This window comes from Clostridium senegalense JC122, assembly GCF_000285575.1.
In the GTDB taxonomy this organism is placed as follows: Bacteria; Bacillota; Clostridia; order Clostridiales; family Clostridiaceae; genus Clostridium_J; species Clostridium_J senegalense.
Genome location: NZ_HE611051.1, coordinates 286,819 through 303,327, shown reverse-complemented (window position 1 = coordinate 303,327; position 16,509 = coordinate 286,819). Strand labels below are relative to the sequence as shown.

Genomic DNA, 16,509 nt, shown 5'->3' with positions numbered 1-16,509 from the left:
GAGCTTGTTTCCTTATATCTATCAAAAAAAATTGCATTTAAAATAAATCATATACTTTTTAAATTATATTTATATAGATTAAGTTTTTACTTAAGATATATAATAATTATTTAAATATAATATTATTAAATTAAGTGGTAGTATTTTTGGAGGGAGTCAAATGTTAGGGAAAAATAAAAAGTTATTACAACAAATAGAAGAAAATAACAAAAGAATAGAAAACCTTAAAAAAGAAAATAATATTTTAGAATCTTTATGTAAAGCTACATCAAATATGTTTTGGATAAAAGATTTAGATAATAATTTAATATACTGGACTAAAGGTATGGAAGAATTAACAGGCTTAGATAAGAACAGAGCTAAAGAAGAATTAAATGGAAACTTGAAAGATAAAAATGGCGTTGATTTAAGTAAATTAATTAATACTTGCAAGTTATATGATAATAATGGTAATGAAGTAGGAATTTTAAATGAGATAAGAGAATCAATAAATTTAGACGGAATAATAGATATAGTTGAAAATAATTCTAGTAAAATAGATGGTTTTTCATCACATATAAAGATGTCTATGAAAGATATATCAGAGGTATCAAATAAAATAAAAACTCAATCTAATGATATATTAGAAGAATCTAAGAGTGGATTAAAAACAGCTCAAAAAGTTTATGAACAAACAGAAAGTTGCACAAAATTTGGACATGAAGTTAAAGAAAATATTGAATCAATAAATATTTCTATGAAAAAATCTGTAGACAAAATTAATGATTTGAAAAGTAAATCAGAGCTTATAGTGGATATATTAACTACTATACAGGGGATAGCATCTCAAACAAATTTATTAGCACTTAACGCTTCAATAGAGGCAGCAAGAGCAGGTGAATCTGGTAGAGGATTTGCTGTTGTTGCAGAAGAAATAAGAAAATTAGCAGAAGTATCTCAGGAGTCAACTAAGGAAATAAAAGAAACTATAGATGCAATAATAGATATTGTTCAAAGTACTGTGGAATTTATAGAAAAAACAGATACTGATCTTTTAGCAGGAGCAAATGGAGTGAACAAACTTTTAGAACTAATTAAAGGTATAGAAAATGCATCTGAAATTATGCTAAATTCTATGGAAAAAATAGAAAAGGTATCCATAGAAAGCTCCAAAATAAATATTGATCAAAATAATTCGTTAACAGAAATTGCAGCTGTAAGTGAAGAATTTAATAATATGTCTAGAGATATAGGAGAAAATATAAAAAATGAGATCTTGAATATTCCTCAGTAAAAGTTAGTAGAAAATCTATTAAAACTATAATGTAAAATTTGCAAATTAATTTATAAAATATTAAGATTAAAATGTGAGGTGATGTATGATGAAATATACTGAAAAATTAGAAATAGCTTTAGAAAATCTTCAATGTAAGGGTGCATTTCTAACAGTTAAAGATGGTGAAAAAGTAAACACTATGACAATAGGTTGGGGCCAAATGGGATACATGTGGAAAAAACCTATATTTATGGTTATGGTGAGAAAAAGTAGACATACTTATAATTTAATGGAAAAAGCAACAGAGTTTACTGTAAGTATTCCAGTAGATGATTCAATGAAAAATGAATTGATTTTCTGTGGAACAAAATCAGGAAGAGATTTTGATAAAATAAAAGAATGTAATTTAAAATTAGAAAAAGGTAAAACTGTAGATACTCCATTAATATCAGGATGTAAATTACAATATGAATGTAAAATTCTTTATAAACATGAAATGGATAAAAGTATGTTAGATAAAGAAATAGATGAAAAAGTTTATAGTGATAATGACTATCATGTATTATATTATGGAGAAATATTAGACTGTTATGAACTTTAGTATAAGATTCTAAAAAGTTTATAACTAAACATAAAGGATTTGGCTAAAGAAAATTTAGAACCATTTCCTTTTATATATTATCAATATTTACAAAGTAGATTATTTATAATATAATGGTTAAAGTTGTTAAATTTTTTAGAATTTAAGAATATTTATCATAAGGGAGTAGCTGGCAACTTTGGTTGTGTCAAGGTCAACATACTGGTTTTAACCTGGCTTTGGATTAAATAGTGAGACTTATGTATAATGCAAAATTTAATTTTGTATTATACATGGGTCTTTTTTTATTAATGAATTGAATAAGTTTTTAGTTTAAAAAAAGTAGTAATTGCAAAAAGTAAAAAGGAATTTAAAAGAAAGTGTTAAATAAGAATAATTTGGTATTTAGTTATCAAAAATATTATATAAATAAAATATGGAGGATTTTTTATGAGTATTATATCTATTTTTTTGACAGCATTAGCTCTTGCAATGGACGCATTTGCTGTTTCTTTAAGTATTGGAATGAAATCTAAAAATGAAAGGATTAAGAATGGATTAAAAGCAGGATTATATTTTGGAATATTTCAAGGTGCTATGCCTCTTATAGGATGGCTATTAGGAATTAAGTTTACTAATTATATAGTAAAATTTGATCATTGGATAGCATTCATTTTATTAGCCATAATTGGTGGTAAGATGATTTATGAAGCTATAAAAGGAGAAGAAAGTGATATAACTAGTGATTTAAGTGTAAAAGTTATGACAATATTAGCAATAGCCACTAGCATAGATGCATTAGCAGTAGGTGTAAGTTTTGCATTTTTAAATGTTAGCATAGTACTAGCTGCAAGCTCTATAGCTATAATTACATTTATAGCATGTTTTATAGGAGTTTTTATTGGGCAGAAGCTAGGGGATGTTTTAGGTGGTAAAGCTGAATTCCTAGGTGGAATTATATTAATTCTTATAGGTGCTAAAATTCTTTTAGAACATTTAGGAATATTATAAAAGATTTTAAAATAAGTTTTAGCAAAAGGATGTGTTATTAAGTAACAAAATGAACTTATTTTGGATATATTAAAAGTGAATAGTAATTTAAATTAGGAGTAAATATGAGTTATACAACTAAAAGGCAACCACAGGGTAAAGCTAAATGTTATGAAAATATACTTAGAGAGGTATTAATAGCAGAGCTTGTAGCAATTGACGATTATACTAACACTCTTGCTTATAGTGACATAAAAGAACTTAATCATGTAATTGAGCACATCTTAGAAGAAGAAAAAGAGCATTATGGAATGATACTTTATCTATTAAGAAAAGTTGATAGAGAAGAGTATGAAATGTATAAACGTGTATTAAAAAAAGATGAGTTTAATGAAAAACCTTTTAGAATTCAAAATGGTGATAACAAAAAAGATAAAAGAACAATACTTAATACCATAAGGGAAGATATCAAAGGAGAGTTTGAAGCAGTTGTATTGTATGAAGATTTACTTGATGAAATACCAGATAGAGAAGGAAAAAATATTTTGCATAAAATAATATTGGATGAAAAAGAACATGCTGAGGAGCTTACTCAAGTATTGCTAAAAATTGATAAAGATAAATATGGACCAATAAGCGATTAATATCTATAAAAGGTGTATTAAGGTGATTAAATCATTTTAATACACCTTTTCTTTAAATTAGGATAAAGGTTTTTATTTGAAATGAAAAATATTAAATATATAATAAATAATATAGAACTATTTAATTATAAAAGATTAATCATAGAATTATTGGTAAACTGATATTGTAGATAGAAAAAGTTAAAATTTTCTTATTTGATAAATGAATAAGTTTAAAATTTAATTTGAAGCCCTATATAAGCTAAAATTAAAACTTAAAACTATATAGAAAGTAAAAGTTAGAAACTAAAGTGAGGAGTAAATATGAGTAATATATTTAAAAAAAGTTATAAAATAAAATTTTATGAGACAGATTTTACACAAAAGATAAAAACACATTCAATAATAAATTACATGCAAGAAACATCAAGTTTACATTCTGAAATTTTAGGAGATGGATACGAGGCTTTAGGAAAAAAAGGCATGTATTGGGTAGTATCTCGAATAAAATTAGATATGATAAAGTATCCTAAATGGAATGAAGAGATAACTATAGAGACTTGGCCTAGTGGATTAGATAGAATGTTTTTTTTAAGATCCTTTAGAATATATGGTGAAAACAATGAACATCTAGGTGATATTGATGCAGCATATTTGTTAATAGACAAAAAATCACCACTACCATATAAACCTAAAGAAGAAGATATTCCATATGAAGTTATAAAAGAAAGATTTAAGCCATATAAAAGAATAAACAAAATTAGATTTAATAAAGAGGAAGGAGAACTTATTGGAAAAAGAAAAGTAAGATATAATGATATAGATTTAAATAACCATGTAAATAATGCAAAATATGTGGAGTGGGTAGAGGATTGTTTTAAAACAGAAGACTTTAAGGAAAAAAGAATAAGTAGTATTCAGGTGAATTTTATAAAAGAAGCTAAAGAAGGTCAAAAAATATTCTTTTACAAATATGATGTAAAAGAAGAAAAAAATAGTTATTATATACAAGGAAAAAATAAGGAAACAGATGTTGAGTTATTCCAAGCAAAAATTAGTTTTAAAAATATGTAAAAACTATTGAATTTTTTGTTGGAACGTTGTATTCTTATTAAGGTCTTTTAAATAAAAGATATTTAAATTTAAAAATCATAGTCTGGAAATGGGAGGGAGTAGATTTGAAAGGTTTTACTAATGTTACTTTTTTTTATAATAACGTAAAATTTAGCGAGCCATATTTAGATAACACTTATAGAAAAAATTTAGAAAATGGCAAGTATGTAATGGAAAATAAATTGATAAGTTATCAGGAAACAGTAAATGCCCTGGCCACAACAGATAATGATGAGGATTTGGTTGTATATAATTTTTCAAAGGATTATTTTGAAAATATTAAGGAAGCTAAAAAGCCATATAATTATTCAAAAAAGAAGTTTAGAATAAACAAAAGTATAGATAAAATAATGAAAAGTTTTTCTTATATAAATGAAGAATATAATAATAGCTTATACAAATTATTATTGTTAAGTATTATATCTTTATTAAATTGTATAATTTCAACAAAAGAAAATAATATTATTATGACTAATACATTAAATCTAATTATAATTTGGATGAGTTTTATTATAATGGAGTGTTGGGGTAATAATAAAAGTGAAAAATCCATAAAAGATAATATTTGATAAAAAAGCCTTTTAAGATAATAAAATATTTTAAAAGGCATTTTTTTATTAAAAATAAATTTTATATAAAAAATACAAATGAATTGTAGTCTTTAATAGTAAAAAATAATAAGTTATTGAAAAAAATAGATTTTTTAGGTATATTCAAAGGTGATAATACAAAATAAATGGAGGGATTACAATGAAATATACATATAAAACTAAAGGATGTTGTGCGACTCAAATAAATTTTGAAGTTGAAGGAAATATTATAAAAGAAGTTGAATTTATACAAGGTTGTCGTGGTAACACACAAGGAATAGCAAGATTATTAGTAGGCATGGAGGTAGAAGAAGCTATAAAAAGGTTAAAAGGTATACCTTGTAGAGGGGAAACATCTTGTCCAGACCAGTTGGCATTAGCATTAGAGGAATTAGTATTAAATAAATAAGAAAAAAGAATGTCTTAAAATGTTATTTAAGACATTCTCTTTTATTGATTTTAAATTATAAATAAATGTATTATTAAAGTTTATAATCCATACATTCAATTTTAAAGAATGATTTAGGATATTTGCACAGTGGACATATTTCAGGAGCATTATTTCCTTCGTGAATGTATCCACAATTCATACATTGCCAATTTTGAACTTTATCAGGACTATTAAACATTGTTCCAGATACTATTCTGTCATATAAATCTTTGAATCTTTCTTGATGGAATTCTTCCACTTCTTGTAGTTCTTTATAAAAGTTTGCTATTTCAATAAAGCCTTCACGTCTAGCAGTTTCTTCAAACTCTTTATAAATATAAGAAAATTCTTCAGTTTCGCCCTCAATTGCATCTTTTAAATTTTGAGCAGTGTTTTTTATTTGTTTTAAAGCATTTTTATAAACAAATCTACTATGTGCTCTTTCATTTCCAGCAGTTTCTTGAAATACTTGTGCTACATAATTATAGCCTTCTTCTAGAGCTTTTTCTGCATAAAGCATATATTTATTACTGGCTCTAGATTCACCAGAAAAAGTTTTTAAAAGATTTTTTTCTGTTTCACTACCGGATAAGGAAGTCATTTCATTTTGTCTATATTTCATTTTAAATCCTCCTAATTCTCTATCCAATAATAAAATATGCAACTATATGTAAAAATGATACATATATGTAAAAAGTATAGAGTTAAATTACTCTATACTTTAAAATACATATTAAAATTTTAGTCAAATTATTATTCTTTGTTTATTATTACCATGGTACCATAATAGTACCAAAGACAATCATCGCAATATGGTAAATCACTTTCAATAATAAACTGTCCATCTGCAGGAAGTTTATTATATAATCGTTTACTTCCATCTTTAAATCTACATTCTACAGTACGTAATCGTTTAAATAATTCATTAGCATCATCGTATGAAATAGGCTTTATAATTCTCCAATTATCTTTCAAACTAATATTTTCTTGTTTAGATGATTTGATTTTTCTTTGAATAATAAATTTTTCATCACCTTTAAGTTCTAAAGTATGACCATATTCATTTATTGCAATATAAGTTGGATTGTAATATAAAGTTTTAAGTGCTTCCATTGTGTTCAAATTATTCTCCATTAAAACGCCCCCTTTTTTAATAAGAATATTTTTAAATTAATAATATTATATTATGTAAAACAAAAAAGAGTGTTAATAAGTAGTAAAATAATGTTAAATAATGAAGAAATAAATATGAAAAATATGATTTAATTAAAAAAATATAAAAATAACATTTAAAATTGAATTTAAAATTAAAATAAAACTTAAATAGTTAAAAATTTGTTGCCAAATAAAATATGTAATGGTTTAAATAAATGGATAAAATCAACTATAAATTAAAAATCTTTAAAATTTAAAAATTTAAAAGATTAAAAAAGTTCTATGTTAAAATTTGTAATATATTTTTATTTAATGTATAATATTGTAGTAAATAAGATTAGGGTTCGGAGGATTTATGAAAGGTAAATGTAGTGCAAAATACATACTAATGATAATATTAATATCATTATTTACTACAATTTCTTATAGTGTTTATGCAAATGTAAACAAAAATATAGATAAAGATACTCAAAAAAAAATACTTATTATTAATTCATACCATTTTGATGAAACTTGGGAAGCTCAAATTTTTTCTGGCATTAAAGAGGGTTTAAGTAAAGAACTTAAGAATGTGGAGTATAATTTTGAATACTTGGATAGCAAAAGGAATGCATTAGATTTAAACGAAGTAAAGAAAAATTTCACTTCAAAGTTTAAAAATCAAAATTATGATTTAATTGTAGTATGCAATGATGAAGCACTTATGGTATTAAATCAAATTTATGATGAAATCTTTTTAGATACACCTGTGGTATATACTAGCATTAATAAACAAGACTTAAAATTAGGAGAGAACCTGGAAGAACATTCAGTAGGAGTTCGTGAGCAATTTTTAATATCAAATGCTATTTCTTTTGTGTTTAAAACACATAATGATGTTAAAACAATGAACTTTATGTTAGATAACACAATAACTTCAAAAATATTTGCAGAGGAAATAAAAAAACTACAATCTAAATATGATAATTGTAAATTTAATATAATTCAATGTGATTATATAAATGAAGCATTAGAAAAGACTGAAGGAAATGAGAAAAATAGTGTTAATTTTATGTATGGTGTCTATAAAGATGAAAATGGACAGATAATTGATAGAGATACAATATCTACTATTGTTTATTATCATACTAAAAGAGAGCTTTATACTTGGAGTGAGTCATGGTTAAATTCAGTAGTTGTAGGTGGGCCTATAATTGAAGGATGTAAAATTGGAGAGTTAACAGGAGATTTATGTTATAGAATACTTAATAATGAAGATGTTAATACAATGTATGATATAAGTAATTCTAGTTTTAAATATGTATTTTATTATGAGGCCTTGAATAATTTTTCTATAAATATGAAAAATTTACCTAGTAATTCAGTAGTATTAAATCATCCGTCAGTATTAAAAAAAATACCAATGGAACTTAAGGCTACAATAATATTAATTATCGCTATACTGACATTATTAATAATAATATTATTGCTTAGGATTGAATATAAGAATAAGTTGTATAAGCAAGCGCTAGAATATGAAAATTTACGAACTGAGTTTTTTGCAAATATTTCTCATGAATTAAGAACCCCATTAAATATAATATTAAGTACACTTCAATTAAATGATATGCATTTAAAAAATGGAGAGATAGTATATAAAAATGATGCTATTTATAAAAGAATGGATGCATTAAAACAAAATAGTAGAAGATTATTAAAACTTATAAATAATTTAATAGATATAACTAAAATAGATGCAGGATATTTCGCCCTTCAATATGAAAATATTAATGTAGTTGAAGTGGTTGAGGATATAACAATGTCAGCAGCTAATTATATTGAACGAAAAAATATAAATCTGACATTTGACACTGAGGTAGAGGAAAAAATAGGGTGCTTTGATCAAGATAAAATAGAAAGAGTTATGCTAAATCTTTTATCAAACGCTATAAAGTTTACTCCACAAGGTGGAGATATATTTGTAAATATATATGATGAAGACAAATGGATAAAAATAACTGTTAAAGATACAGGAATAGGAATACCAAAAGATAAGCAGCAGATAATATTTGAACGGTTTAGGCAAGTAGAAAATTTATTAACTAGAAATCAAGAAGGAAGTGGTATAGGACTTTCTTTAACAAAGTCACTAATTGAAATGCATGATGGAGAACTGGAAGTAAAAAGTGAAATTGGACAAGGTAGTGAATTTATAATAAGACTTCCTATTAAAGAATGCAATAGAAAGTGTATAGTTGATAAAAATACTATAAATAATCCACAAGAAAAAATAAACCTAGAATTTTCAGATATATATGATGATTAAAATATGCTTTGACAATAAAGTATATTAGGTATATAATTTTAAATATCTCATATATTCAACAAATCACTTATTAATAATTGGTTTGGAATGAAAACTCTTATAAGCATTTTTGTTTATAAGAGTTTTCATTTTTTATTAAAGTTTTATGAAAATAAATTAGTATTTTTTGAACTTTTTTATAGAATAATACGTAGTAATAGTAGATGAAAATATGAGGAGGAATATTAAAATGAAAAAAGTAATCACCTTTATGTTAATTGTTATAATGTGTTTATCATTAATTGGATGTGGTAAGTCAAAAAAAGAAGTTAAAAATATACCTGTAGCTGATATAATGGCGGCTGTTGAAAAAGAAGTAGAGTTTAGACCTATGGAAAACTTTCAAAGTGGAGATATTTTAAATGCTCAATATTATATAAAGGATGAAGATGTAGAAGAATATATAATAAAGAAGGCAATGATGAATGTTTCAGCATCAGAAATTACAATAATTAAAGTAAAAGATGAATCAAAGGTTGAAGCTATAAAAAATGGTGTAGAAAAAAGACAAGAGGATTTAGACAAACAGTGGTCTCAATATCTACCGGATCAACATGAATTAGTAAAAAATGCAAAAATAAAAGTTGTAGGAAATTATGTGATTTTTATAGTAGATGAAGAAAGTGAAAAAATAGAAAAAATAATAGATTCACAATTAAAATAATATTATATAAAGGGGCTGTTGCAAAACTAACTTAAGGTTAGAAGAGCGATATGCTCCCTTTTTTACGTGTAATTTGATTAATGGTAAAAAAATTAAGAATCTATTTATAAAAGTATAAAAGTATATAAGGAAGATTTCATAAATTTTATTAATTAAAATTTTTATGTAATAATATATATGAATATAGCAATAAATATAAAAATGAAAAGAGGTTACAAAGATGAAAGTTGTAAAGGCAGAACTAAAAGCAATAAGATATAATGGGATAGACGTAAAAGTTCATAATGGACTTATGGGGATATTAGTTTCAATGGATAAACAGAATATTACATTTGATGATTTAATTAACCATGATGTATATACTAAAGTTATATTACTTACAAGAAAATGTTGTTCTTGTGCTCCTACATTAATAATGGAAAGTGGCGTAAAGGAAGATGATGATAAAGAGATAATAGAATTGATAGATAGAATTTTAGAACTTATAGGTAATGACATAAAAGAAGCATTTGAAAAAGAAAAAGATAGTAATATATAGTGAATGTCTTAAATTATAAAATTTAAGATATTCACTTTTTTTATAAAGATTTTGCTGAAAATTACGAATATTAGATAGTGGACTAGTTTATAGAAATGAGACATATATTAAGATATAAGGATGAAAAGAATGAAAAAAGAAGAAGTATACATTGTTGATTTTAAACTAGAGAATGAAGAGATTATAAAGCAATATTTTTATAAGTGGATAGAAAGTAGGAGGCATATTCCTAAAAATTTCACAAAAGAAATAAGATTAATGAGTGTAAGACCATACTATATGCCTTGTTACGTATGCAATTTAAAAATTCAATTAGATTACACTATAAGAGTGCAAAAAAGATATAAAATTCGAAGGGGAATGAGCACTATAATTGATGATAATGAAATGTTTTATATAAAAGATTATTCTCTTTTTGCATCTCAAGTGATACCTAGATATGATATGGATCAAATATCACCTTATGATTTTTCTAAAATGCATATAAGCGGAGATGAGACGAAAGATGCACCAAAAGAAAAATTTATTCAAGTATATGATGATTGTATAAATCATTATAAAGGTGCAGTTATGAAAAAATTAGAAGATGTTATTAATAAAAAACTCTTGAAACAGAATACTAAAGAAATGAAGAAAAAATTTTATAAAGTAAAATCACATGAAATAATTGATGAGGAATTTTATAAAGTATTAGTACCAGTTTGGGTATGCAAGTATTCCTATAATATGAAAACTTACTATTGTATATTTAATGGTCAAAGTGGAAAAGAGTTTGGACATACGCCTTCTAGAAAAATAGATAAAATATTTATATCAGTGGTTATTTTCTTAATAATAATGATAATAGCAGTTTTTTATTTATATATATAATTAAATAAAATATAATAAAGTTAAAGAAATTTATATTAGGGCGTTTTTAAATATTTAAAAAGATATTTAAAAATGCTTTTTTATATGTTTTTTAGAATATAGTCTAAAATCAAAATTAAAGCTAACTATATTTGAAATACAAATTTAATATTTATAAAATTCAAACAAACGTACAATAAAAAGAATAAATAAAAACAATATACGTATTATGTCGAACAAAAATAAAAATATTTTTAAAAAAGTACTTTTAAAAAAGAAAAACTATGTTATAATAACAATATCGAATTATTATAAAAAAATAAAAATAATGTTCGTATTAAAGAATGGCTTAGGGGGAAAAGTTATGCAAAATCAAATTTTTACTATTTATGTTGAGAAAAAACCGAATTTTAATTTGGAATCACAGGGAATGTTAAGAGATTTTACTGTAAATCTTAAGCTGAATAATTTAAAAGATGTAAAAGTCATAAATAGATATGATATAAAGGGAATAAATAGTCATGAATGTGAATTAGTTAAAGAGTTTATTTTAAGCGAAGTAAATGTAGACAATTTATATGAAAAAATTAATATAGAAAATAAAAATTCATTTAGGGTTGAATATCTTCCAGGCCAATATGATCAAAGGGCAGACTCAGCTATGCAGTGTATTCAAATATTAACTCAAAAAGAAGATCTAAAAGTTAAAACTAGTAAAATAATTATTTTAGAAGGATTACTTAGTAAGAATGACGTAGAAAAAGTGAAAAAATACTACATAAATACTGTGGACTCTAGAGAAGTATCAGTGGATGAAATGGCCAAATTTAATGAAGAAAATATTGATATTAAACCAGTTGAAATTATAGAGGGATTTATAAATTTAGAAGAAGGGCAATTAGAAAGCTTTATAAAAGAAAAATCTTTAGCAATGACTTTAGAGGATTTAAAGCTTGTTCAAAATTATTTTAAAAATGAAGAAAGAAGAGACCCTACTATAACGGAAGTTAAAGTTATAGAAACTTATTGGTCAGATCATTGTAGACATACTACATTTCAAACAATATTAACAGATATTGAAATTGAAGAGGGTAAATTTTCAAAACCTATAAAAGAAGCTTTAGAAATATATAATAATTATAGAAATGAGTTATATAAAGACAAAGATAAAGCTGTGACACTTATGGACATAGCCGTAATTGGAATGAAAAAGTTAAGAGCTATAGGAAAATTAGATGATTTAGATATTTCAGAAGAAATAAATGCTTGTAGCATAATTATAGATGCAGATATTGATGGGAAAAATGAGAAATATTTAGTGATGTTTAAAAATGAAACACACAATCATCCAACAGAAATTGAACCTTTTGGAGGAGCATCTACTTGCCTAGGTGGAGCTATAAGGGATCCGCTTTCAGGAAGAAGTTATGTATATCAGGCTATGAGGATTACTGGATGTAAAAATCCTAAGGAAGATTTAAAAAATACATTAAAAGGAAAATTACCACAAAGAAAAATTACAAAAGAAGCAGCAAAGGGATATAGCAGCTATGGAAATCAAATAGGGTTAGCAACAGGATATGTACAAGAATTGTACCATGATGGTTATGAAGCAAAAAGAATGGAAGTTGGTGCAGTTATAGCAGCAGCACCTTATGAAAATGTAATAAGAGCAAACCCACAGCCTACAGATAAAATCATTCTATTAGGTGGAAGAACAGGAAGAGATGGGGTTGGTGGTGCTGCAGGTTCATCTAAAGAACATAATGAAAAATCTCTTGAAAGTTGTAATGCTGAAGTTCAGAAAGGAAATGCTCCAACGGAGAGAAAAATTCAAAGATTATTTAGAAATAAAAAAGTTACAACAATGATTAAAAGATGTAATGATTTTGGAGCTGGAGGAGTTTCTGTTGCAATAGGTGAGCTTGCTCCAGGATTAAAAATAAATTTAAATTTAGTTCCTAAAAAATATGAAGGATTAAATGGAACTGAAATTGCAATATCAGAATCACAAGAAAGAATGGCAGTAGTTGTTAGTGAAAAAGATGTGGAGAAATTTATAGAATATGCACAAAATGAGAATTTAGAAGCTGTAGCAGTTGCAGAGGTTACAGAAGAAAAACGTATAGTAATGAATTTTAATGGTCAAGAAATTTTAAATATTTCAAGAGATTTCTTAGATACTAATGGAGCAAAAAGTTTTAATAAAGTTAAAGCAATAGCACCAAAGGAATCGGAAAATTATTTTGAAAAAAATATTTTTATGAAAAATACTTTTGAAGAAACAATAAAAGATTTGGTTGGAAATTTAAATATATGTTCACAAAAGGGGTTAATAGAAAATTTTGATTCTTCAATTGGAGGAAATACAGTAATTATGCCTTTCGGAGGCAGATATCAACAAACGCCCAATGAGGCAATGGTATGTAAACTTCCAATTTTAAATGGAGAAACTTCAACAGGTACAATAATGTCACATGGATTTAATCCATATATATCATCTTGGAGTCCATTCCATGGAGCGTTTTATGCAGTTATAGAAAGTTTAGCAAAAATTGTTGCTATAGGTGGAGATTATAAAAAAGTTAGATTATCACTTCAAGAATATTTTGAAAAGCTGGGATGTGATAAAGAAAAATGGGGTAAGCCATTTTCAGCATTATTAGGAGCATTATACGCACAACATAGTTTTCAGATACCAGCTATAGGTGGAAAAGATAGTATGTCAGGAACTTTTAAAGATTTAAATGTGCCTCCAACATTAATATCTTTTGCAGTATCAACAGTGGATGTTAATAAAGTTGTAACTCAAGAATTTAAAAAGTTTAATAGCAAGGTAATTTCTATAAATGCTAAAAAGAATGAACATGAAATTGTAGATACAGATAAATTAAAACTTAATTTTGAAAAAATACATTCACTTATAGGCAAAGAACTGGTTTTAGCATCCTATACATCAAAGTTTGGGGGTATATTAGAGGCAGTAATTAAAATGGCTTTAGGAAATAAAATAGGATTTAAATTTAGTAAAGGCCTAAATTTAAATGAAATTACTAAATTAAATTATGGAACTATTATATTAGAAATTAGTGATAATGTTAATTTGGAAAAAGAACTAGAAAATATTGATTATACTATTTTAGGGGAAACAACAAAGGAATACAACATACAGTGGAACAATGAAATAGTTAATTTAGATGAAATAGAAAGCATTTATAATATGCCATTAGAAGAAATTTTCCCAACTGATTATACAAATAAAAGTATATACAATAAAAAAATAGAAAATTATAAAGTTAAAAACAAGTTAGAAATTAAGTCACCTTTAATAAAGGTTGCAAAGCCAAAGGTTGTAATTCCTGTATTCCCAGGAACTAATTGTGAGTATGATTGTGAAAGAGCATTTATAAAAGCGGGAGCAGAAGTTGAACAGGTTGTATTTAAAAATTTAACTTCAAAAAATATAGAGGAATCTATAGAAATTTTAGCTAAAAAAATAAAAACATCACAAATAGTTATGTTACCAGGTGGATTTAGTGCAGGGGATGAACCTGATGGTTCTGGTAAGTTTATAGCTACAGTATTTAGAAATAGCAAAATTAAAAATGAGGTCATGGAGTTATTGAAAAATCGTGATGGATTGATGTTAGGAATTTGCAATGGATTTCAAGCACTTATTAAACTTGGTCTTGTAACTTATGGCGAAATAACGGATTTAAATGAAAACAGTGAAACACTAACTAATAATTCAATAGGAAGACATATATCTTGTATGGTAAATACTAAAATAGTTTCAAATTCTTCACCATGGCTTTGTAAAACAAAGGTAGGAGATGTTTATACAATTCCAGTATCACATGGTGAAGGAAGATTTTATGGTAGTGAGGAAGGTATAAAAACTTTATTTGAAAATGATCAAGTTGCTACACAATATGTTGATTTAAATGGAAATCCAACTTATGATATAAAATTCAACCCAAATGGTTCATTATATGCAATTGAAGGCATAACAAGTCCAGATGGAAGAGTATTTGGGAAAATGGGTCATAGTGAAAGAATAGGAACAAATGTTATAAAAAATGTTATAGGAAATCATGAACAGAAAATTTTTGAGAGCGGAGTTCACTATTTTAAATAATAGATTTTAGGAGGTATATTTGTGAAAGTTGCAATTATATTTGGAAGTAAATCAGATACTGAAATTATGAGAAATGCTGCAAAATGTTTAAGAGAATTTGAAATCAATTTTGAGGCACATATTCTTTCTGCACATAGAGTGCCTGAAAAATTAGAAGAAGTTTTGAAACAGTTAGAAGAAGATGGTTGTGAATGCGTAATTGCAGGAGCTGGTCTTGCTGCACATTTGCCAGGAGTTATAGCATCTAAAACTGTTATTCCAGTTATAGGAGTTCCTATAAAAGCAGAACTAAATGGATTAGATGCACTATATTCTATAGTACAAATGCCAAAGGGAATTCCAGTAGCTACAGTTGGTATAAATAATAGCTATAATGCAGCTATGTTAGCAGTACAAATATTATCTAATAAATATCCTGAAATTAAAGAAAAGTTAATTGATTATAGAAAAAATATGAAGAAAAACTTTATAAAAGAAAATGAGGGCGGGGTTGAATTATAATGGAAACTAAAAAATTAATGTATGAAGGAAAAGCGAAAAAAATATTTACATCAGGTAAAGAAGATGAAGTAATTGTATATTACAAGGATGATGCTACTGCATTTAATGGTGAGAAAAAAGAAACTATTAATTCAAAGGGAATTCTAAATAATAGCATAACATCAAAGTTGTTTGAAATGTTAAATAATAGAGGTATAAATACTCATTTTATAAAAAAATTAAATGAAAGAGAACAACTTTGTAAAAAGGTTGAAATAGTTCCAGTAGAAGTAATAGTAAGAAATGTTGCAGCTGGTAGTATGGCAAAAAGATATGGTTTAGAAGAAGGTAGTGAATTAAAAACTACTGTTTTAGAAATAAGCTATAAAAATGATGATTTAGGAGATCCACTTATGAATGATTATCATGCTGTAGCTATGGGAATTACAACTTTTGATGAATTAAATGAAATATATGATAATGCAAGAAAGATAAATGAAATTTTAAAAGAATCTTATAAAAAACAAAATATAAAACTTGTAGATTTCAAATTAGAATTTGGAAGATTTAATGGGAAAATTCTTTTAGCTGATGAAATATCTCCAGATACATGTAGACTTTGGGATATGACAACAGGTATGAAATTAGATAAAGATAGATTTAGAAGAAATCTTGGTGATTTAGTAGAGGGATATACAGAAGTATTAAATAGAATGTCACAGGTGGAAAAATAGTATATATTTTGGTAGCAGTGAAAGCA

16 protein-coding genes are annotated in these 16,509 nt (G+C 25.5%); 14 read left to right on the top strand and 2 right to left on the bottom strand.

Going from position 1 to position 16,509, the window contains the following annotated elements; genetic code table 11:
- Positions 1-160: 160 nt before the first annotated feature.
- The 7 genes from CSGHG_RS09620 (at position 161) to CSGHG_RS09590 (ending at position 5,560) form a co-directional block, all read left to right on the top strand.
- Complete coding sequence (locus CSGHG_RS09620; RefSeq protein WP_010294485.1) at positions 161-1,273, top strand: methyl-accepting chemotaxis protein; 1,113 nt, start codon at positions 161-163, stop codon at positions 1,271-1,273.
- 88 nt (positions 1,274-1,361) lie between these two features.
- Positions 1,362-1,856 (top strand): flavin reductase family protein, encoded by a 495-nt coding sequence (locus CSGHG_RS09615; RefSeq protein WP_010294484.1) that lies wholly within the window; start codon positions 1,362-1,364, stop codon positions 1,854-1,856.
- Positions 1,857-2,285: 429 nt separating this feature from the next.
- Entirely contained in the window at positions 2,286-2,846 is a 561-nt protein-coding gene (locus tag CSGHG_RS09610) for a manganese efflux pump MntP (protein ID WP_010294483.1), read from the top strand.
- A 104-nt stretch (positions 2,847-2,950) separates the two neighbouring features.
- Positions 2,951-3,469: a ferritin family protein gene (locus CSGHG_RS09605; protein ID WP_010294481.1), complete on the top strand. Its 519-nt coding sequence runs from the start codon at positions 2,951-2,953 to the stop codon at positions 3,467-3,469.
- Positions 3,470-3,772: 303 nt separating this feature from the next.
- Positions 3,773-4,522 (top strand): acyl-[acyl-carrier-protein] thioesterase, encoded by a 750-nt coding sequence (locus CSGHG_RS09600; protein WP_010294479.1) that lies wholly within the window; start codon positions 3,773-3,775, stop codon positions 4,520-4,522.
- 104 nt (positions 4,523-4,626) lie between these two features.
- Positions 4,627-5,130, top strand: a complete 504-nt coding sequence (locus CSGHG_RS09595) for a hypothetical protein (protein ID WP_010294478.1) — start codon at positions 4,627-4,629, stop codon at positions 5,128-5,130.
- A gap of 181 nt (positions 5,131-5,311) precedes the next feature.
- A complete protein-coding gene (locus CSGHG_RS09590; protein WP_010294477.1) occupies positions 5,312-5,560 on the top strand; it encodes a TIGR03905 family TSCPD domain-containing protein in 249 nt (82 codons plus the stop codon).
- 73 nt (positions 5,561-5,633) lie between these two features.
- Here CSGHG_RS09590 and CSGHG_RS09585 read toward each other — a convergent pair whose 3' ends face one another.
- On the bottom strand, positions 5,634-6,182 hold the full coding sequence (locus tag CSGHG_RS09585; RefSeq protein WP_026022299.1) for a rubrerythrin family protein: 549 nt from the start codon (positions 6,180-6,182) through the stop codon (positions 5,634-5,636).
- A gap of 152 nt (positions 6,183-6,334) precedes the next feature.
- Positions 6,335-6,715, bottom strand: coding sequence for a hypothetical protein (locus CSGHG_RS09580; RefSeq protein ID WP_010294475.1), 381 nt, complete (start codon positions 6,713-6,715; stop codon positions 6,335-6,337).
- 376 nt (positions 6,716-7,091) lie between these two features.
- On the opposite strand from CSGHG_RS09580, the gene CSGHG_RS23175 reads away from it, so the two are divergent.
- The 7 genes from CSGHG_RS23175 to purC all read left to right on the top strand — a co-directional run bounded on the left by CSGHG_RS23175 (position 7,092) and on the right by purC (position 16,483).
- Positions 7,092-9,041, top strand: a complete 1,950-nt coding sequence (locus CSGHG_RS23175) for a sensor histidine kinase (protein ID WP_010294473.1) — start codon at positions 7,092-7,094, stop codon at positions 9,039-9,041.
- A 229-nt stretch (positions 9,042-9,270) separates the two neighbouring features.
- On the top strand, positions 9,271-9,744 hold the full coding sequence (locus CSGHG_RS21890; RefSeq protein WP_010294471.1) for a DUF4358 domain-containing protein: 474 nt from the start codon (positions 9,271-9,273) through the stop codon (positions 9,742-9,744).
- Positions 9,745-9,964: 220 nt separating this feature from the next.
- Positions 9,965-10,282: a hypothetical protein gene (locus tag CSGHG_RS09565; protein WP_010294469.1), complete on the top strand. Its 318-nt coding sequence runs from the start codon at positions 9,965-9,967 to the stop codon at positions 10,280-10,282.
- Positions 10,283-10,411: 129 nt separating this feature from the next.
- The gene (locus CSGHG_RS09560) at positions 10,412-11,152 is read left to right on the top strand and encodes a hypothetical protein (protein ID WP_010294467.1); all 741 of its coding nucleotides are present in this window, start codon (positions 10,412-10,414) and stop codon (positions 11,150-11,152) included.
- Positions 11,153-11,495: 343 nt separating this feature from the next.
- The gene (locus CSGHG_RS09555; RefSeq protein WP_010294466.1) at positions 11,496-15,269 is read left to right on the top strand and encodes a phosphoribosylformylglycinamidine synthase; all 3,774 of its coding nucleotides are present in this window, start codon (positions 11,496-11,498) and stop codon (positions 15,267-15,269) included.
- 21 nt (positions 15,270-15,290) lie between these two features.
- Positions 15,291-15,770 carry a 5-(carboxyamino)imidazole ribonucleotide mutase gene (gene purE, locus CSGHG_RS09550; RefSeq protein WP_010294463.1) on the top strand — a complete coding sequence of 160 codons (480 nt, stop codon included), beginning with the start codon at positions 15,291-15,293 and terminating at the stop codon, positions 15,768-15,770.
- The gene (gene purC / locus CSGHG_RS09545; protein WP_010294461.1) at positions 15,770-16,483 is read left to right on the top strand and encodes a phosphoribosylaminoimidazolesuccinocarboxamide synthase; all 714 of its coding nucleotides are present in this window, start codon (positions 15,770-15,772) and stop codon (positions 16,481-16,483) included. Before purE ends, purC begins: the two co-directional genes overlap by 1 nt.
- The last annotated feature ends 26 nt before the right edge of the window (positions 16,484-16,509 follow it).